The 3,680-nt window shown below is 46.3% G+C and carries 3 protein-coding genes; all 3 read left to right on the top strand.

Annotated features, from left to right (window positions below):
* Positions 1–5 precede the first annotated feature (5 nt).
* Genes DDR33_RS19395 through DDR33_RS19385 form a run of 3 tightly spaced genes read left to right on the top strand, consistent with a single transcriptional unit; the run spans position 6 to position 3,588 of the window.
* Positions 6–1,391: an FGGY-family carbohydrate kinase gene (locus tag DDR33_RS19395; RefSeq protein WP_109417456.1), complete on the top strand. Its 1,386-nt coding sequence runs from the start codon at positions 6–8 to the stop codon at positions 1,389–1,391.
* Positions 1,388–2,131 carry a (Fe-S)-binding protein gene (locus DDR33_RS19390; RefSeq protein WP_109417455.1) on the top strand — a complete coding sequence of 248 codons (744 nt, stop codon included), beginning with the start codon at positions 1,388–1,390 and terminating at the stop codon, positions 2,129–2,131. Before DDR33_RS19395 ends, DDR33_RS19390 begins: the two co-directional genes overlap by 4 nt.
* Positions 2,132–2,166: 35 nt before the next feature.
* Positions 2,167–3,588 carry a lactate utilization protein B gene (locus DDR33_RS19385; protein ID WP_109417454.1) on the top strand — a complete coding sequence of 474 codons (1,422 nt, stop codon included), beginning with the start codon at positions 2,167–2,169 and terminating at the stop codon, positions 3,586–3,588.
* Positions 3,589–3,680: the final 92 nt, after the last annotated feature.

The following is a 3,680-nucleotide window of genomic DNA, read 5'->3' as shown; positions in this document are numbered from 1 at the left end:
CATAAATGTCCACTCCCGTAATAGCAATATTTGATGTTGGAAAGACAAATAAGAAAGTCTTCTTATTTGATGAGCGGTATAATATTGTTTTAGAAAGAACCTCCTCATTTGAGGAAACAAAAGACGAAGACGGAGATCCCTGTGAGGATCTTAATCTTCTTACAGCCTGGGTGAAAGATACCCTGAAGGAACTTACCAGGCTTGAAGAGTTTGATATCAGGGCGATCAATTTTTCTGCCTATGGCGCAAGTTTCGTACATCTTGATGCCGGTGGAAAGCCATTAACGCCTCTCTATAATTATCTGAAGCCCTATCCGGAGCATCTCAGGAAACAGTTTTACGAAGAATACGGCGGCGAACTGAAAGTAGCCACCGAAACAGCATCCCCGGTGCTTGGAAATCTTAACTCCGGTATGCAGCTTTACCGGCTGAAGTACGAAAAGCCGGAAGTGTTCAAAAAGATAAAATGGTCTTTGCATCTTCCCCAATACCTGAGTTATCTGGTTACAGGCCAAACCTATTCGGATATCACAAGCATTGGCTGCCATACCGGACTCTGGGACTTTCAGAAGAATAGCTATCACGAATGGGTAGCTAATGAAGGGATAGCAGAGAAGTTCCCGGAAGTATTTCCGTCCGATTCGGGCATAGAAATGGAGATTGAGGGAAAGAAACGTTTTGTTGGGGTAGGTTTACATGACAGCTCCGCAGCTTTTATTCCTTTTATTACCAGCTTTCATGACCCGTTCGTATTGTTGTCGACAGGAACCTGGTGTATCAGCCTCAATGCTTTCAACTCCCTGCCTCTCACGGAGGATGAGCTCTACCAGGATTGTCTGAGTTACATTAGTTTCAGAAGAAATCCTGTTAAAGCGTCCCGTCTGTTTGCTGGCAATGAGCATGAGCAGCAAACCCGGAGGATTGCATCGCATTTTAATATTGCTCCCAATTTCTATCAGAAGCTTGAATTTGATTCAAAGCTTGCCGCCCGTTTTCTGTCAGAGGCAGAGACGGAGCGGAATGTTCCGGAAGGAGGAAACCTGGTATCATCAGGATTTGCTGAACGGGATCTTTCTGCATATGCTACAGAAGTAGAAGCGTATTACCAGTTGTTGTCCGACTTGTTGAAATTGCAGAGTAAATCGACAAAATTAGTGAGTGAGGGGACTCCGGTGAAGCGTATATTTGTTGATGGAGGGTTTAGCAAGAATTCAAAATATATGAATATGCTGGCAGCAGTGTTCCCCGAATTAGAAGTATTTGCAGCGTCAGTCTCGCAGGCTACTTCAGTGGGGGCAGCCCTGGCTCTGCATAAATATTGGAATTCGCAGTCTGTCCCGGCCAACATTATTGACTTAAAGTTTTATTCTGCATCAGAAATAGCAATATGACAGTCGGGTTATTTATACCCTGTTATGTAGACCAGTTTTATCCACAGGCAGGAATTGCCACCCTGCAACTCCTTGAGAAACTGGGAGTGGAGGTAGTATATCCCCCACGTCAAACCTGCTGCGGCCAGCCGATGGCGAATTCAGGTTTTTCTCATCTTACCGGCGGATGTGATGAGCTGTTTGTCGAAAGTTTTAAAGCCTTCGACTACGTGGTAGCGCCTTCAGGAAGCTGTGTTTTACATCTTAAAGAGCATCTTCATTCAGAGAAATACCCGGTAGTGGCTGAAAAGCTTCGCTCCCGGGTATTTGAGCTGGTGGAATTCCTCACAGATATCCTTAAGGTAAAGGATCTGAAAGCCCGCTTCCCTCATAAGGTAGGAGTTCACCAGAGTTGTCACGGCTTGCGCGGCCTGCATCTTTCCCAAATGAGTGAACTGGTAGCGCCTCCTTTTTCAAAGCCCGAGCAGTTGCTTCACATGGTGGATGGTATAGAACTGATAAAACTTGACCGGGCTGACGAATGCTGCGGCTTTGGCGGAACATTCTGCGTATTCGAGGAAGCTGTATCTGCAAAAATGGGAAAAGACAGGGTATCCGATCATATGCGTAATGGTGCTGAATATATTACGGGCGCTGATCTTTCCTGCCTGATGCACATGGAAGGTATTCTCAGGCGGCAAAAGAGCAATGTGAAGGTCATTCATATTGCAGAGATCTTAAATCAGGCGGTTGCAGAGTAACAGAGTTCTCTGAAAGATCCTCAAAGGTATTAGATATGGCAGAAGTGATAGATAACGAAAAGCATATAAGGTCAGGAAGAGCAAACCTGCCGGAAGATCATTCCTCTTTGTCTTCGGTGTTTAATGAAGACGAGGAACGGGTTAACTGGCATGATGAAACACTTTGGTTTATTCGCCAGAAGAGAGATAAGGCAGTGCATGGTATTCCTGAATGGGAATGGCTGAGAGATACCGCATCAGGTATAAAAAACAATGTATTGTCTAACCTGAGCGTATATCTGGAGCAGTTTGAAGCGAACGCGAAGGCGAACGGAATAATTGTTCACTGGGCAGCAGATGCCGCAGAACATAACCAGATTCTCCACTCTATATTAAAACGGCATGGAGCAGACCGGATGGTAAAGAGCAAATCGATGCTGACCGAAGAATGCCATCTTAATGAATACCTTGCTGAGAACGGAATAGAGGTGATTGATTCAGACCTGGGAGAGCGGATCGTCCAGCTAGGGAAAGAGCCTCCAAGTCATATCGTGCTCCCATGCATCCATAAGAAAAAGGAAGAGATCGGAGATCTCTTTCACCAGTATCTGGGAACAGCAGCCGGCGAATCCGACCCGCAGGTCCTTACCGAGGCTGCCCGCCAGCATCTCAGGGACACCTTTCTCACGAGGCGTGTTGCCCTTACAGGAGTAAATTTTGCTGTCGCCGAAACCGGGGAGTTTGTAGTATGTACCAATGAGGGTAATGCCGATATGGGAGCGCATCTTTCAGATGTTCATATAGCAAGCATGGGCATTGAAAAGCTCATCCCGGAAAGAAAGCACCTCGGAGTGTTTTTGCGCTTGCTTACAAGAAGTGCCACCGGGCAACCTATTACCACCTATTCAAGCCATTTCAAAAGTCCCCGCGAAGGACAGGAAATGCACATTATATTAGTGGATAATGGAAGGAGCAGGCAGTTGGGACGTGAAGATTTCCGGAATTCCCTGAAATGCATCCGCTGTGGTTCCTGCATGAATACCTGCCCGGTGTACCGTCGGAGCGGCGGGCATAGCTATCATGCTGTCATCAGCGGCCCTATCGGTTCCATTCTTGCTCCCAACCTGGATATGAGGGAGTATGCCGATCTGCCATTTGCCTCCACGCTATGCGGATCATGTTCCAATGTCTGCCCGGTTAAGATTGATATCCACGACCAGCTATATAAATGGCGCCAGGTCCTGGCAAAAGAAGGGCATGTAAACAAAGGCAAGGCAGCAGGAATGAAAGCTATGTCAAAAGTGTTCTCTTTCCCCGGCTTATTCTCCTTTGCAGGTAAGACAGGCCGCTGGACAATGAAGTACTTACCCTTCATCGTCAATAACAAGCTGAATCCCTGGTATAAGCAACGCGAAATGCCGAAACCGCCGGAGCAGTCATTCCGCGAATGGTACGAGAAGAACAGGCGAATGGAGTGATGAGTTATGAGTTATGAGTTTTCTTACAAACGATATGAATTTTTACGCTCATTCTCATATTTCTTCTATAACTAATCACTCCCAACTCTTAC

The organism is Pararcticibacter amylolyticus (assembly GCF_003130405.1).
Taxonomy (GTDB): Bacteria; Bacteroidota; Bacteroidia; order Sphingobacteriales; family Sphingobacteriaceae; genus Arcticibacter; species Arcticibacter amylolyticus.
This window is presented reverse-complemented; position numbering and strand designations above follow the sequence as displayed.

Bases quoted from the DNA above. Each gene is read 5' to 3' on its own strand.
- DDR33_RS19395 (WP_109417456.1), top strand. From the start codon at position 6: ATGTCCACTCCCGTAATAGCAATATTTGATGTTGGAAAGACAAATAAG.
- DDR33_RS19390 (WP_109417455.1), top strand. From the start codon at position 1,388: ATGACAGTCGGGTTATTTATACCCTGTTATGTAGACCAGTTTTATCCA.
- DDR33_RS19385 (WP_109417454.1), top strand. From the start codon at position 2,167: ATGGCAGAAGTGATAGATAACGAAAAGCATATAAGGTCAGGAAGAGCA.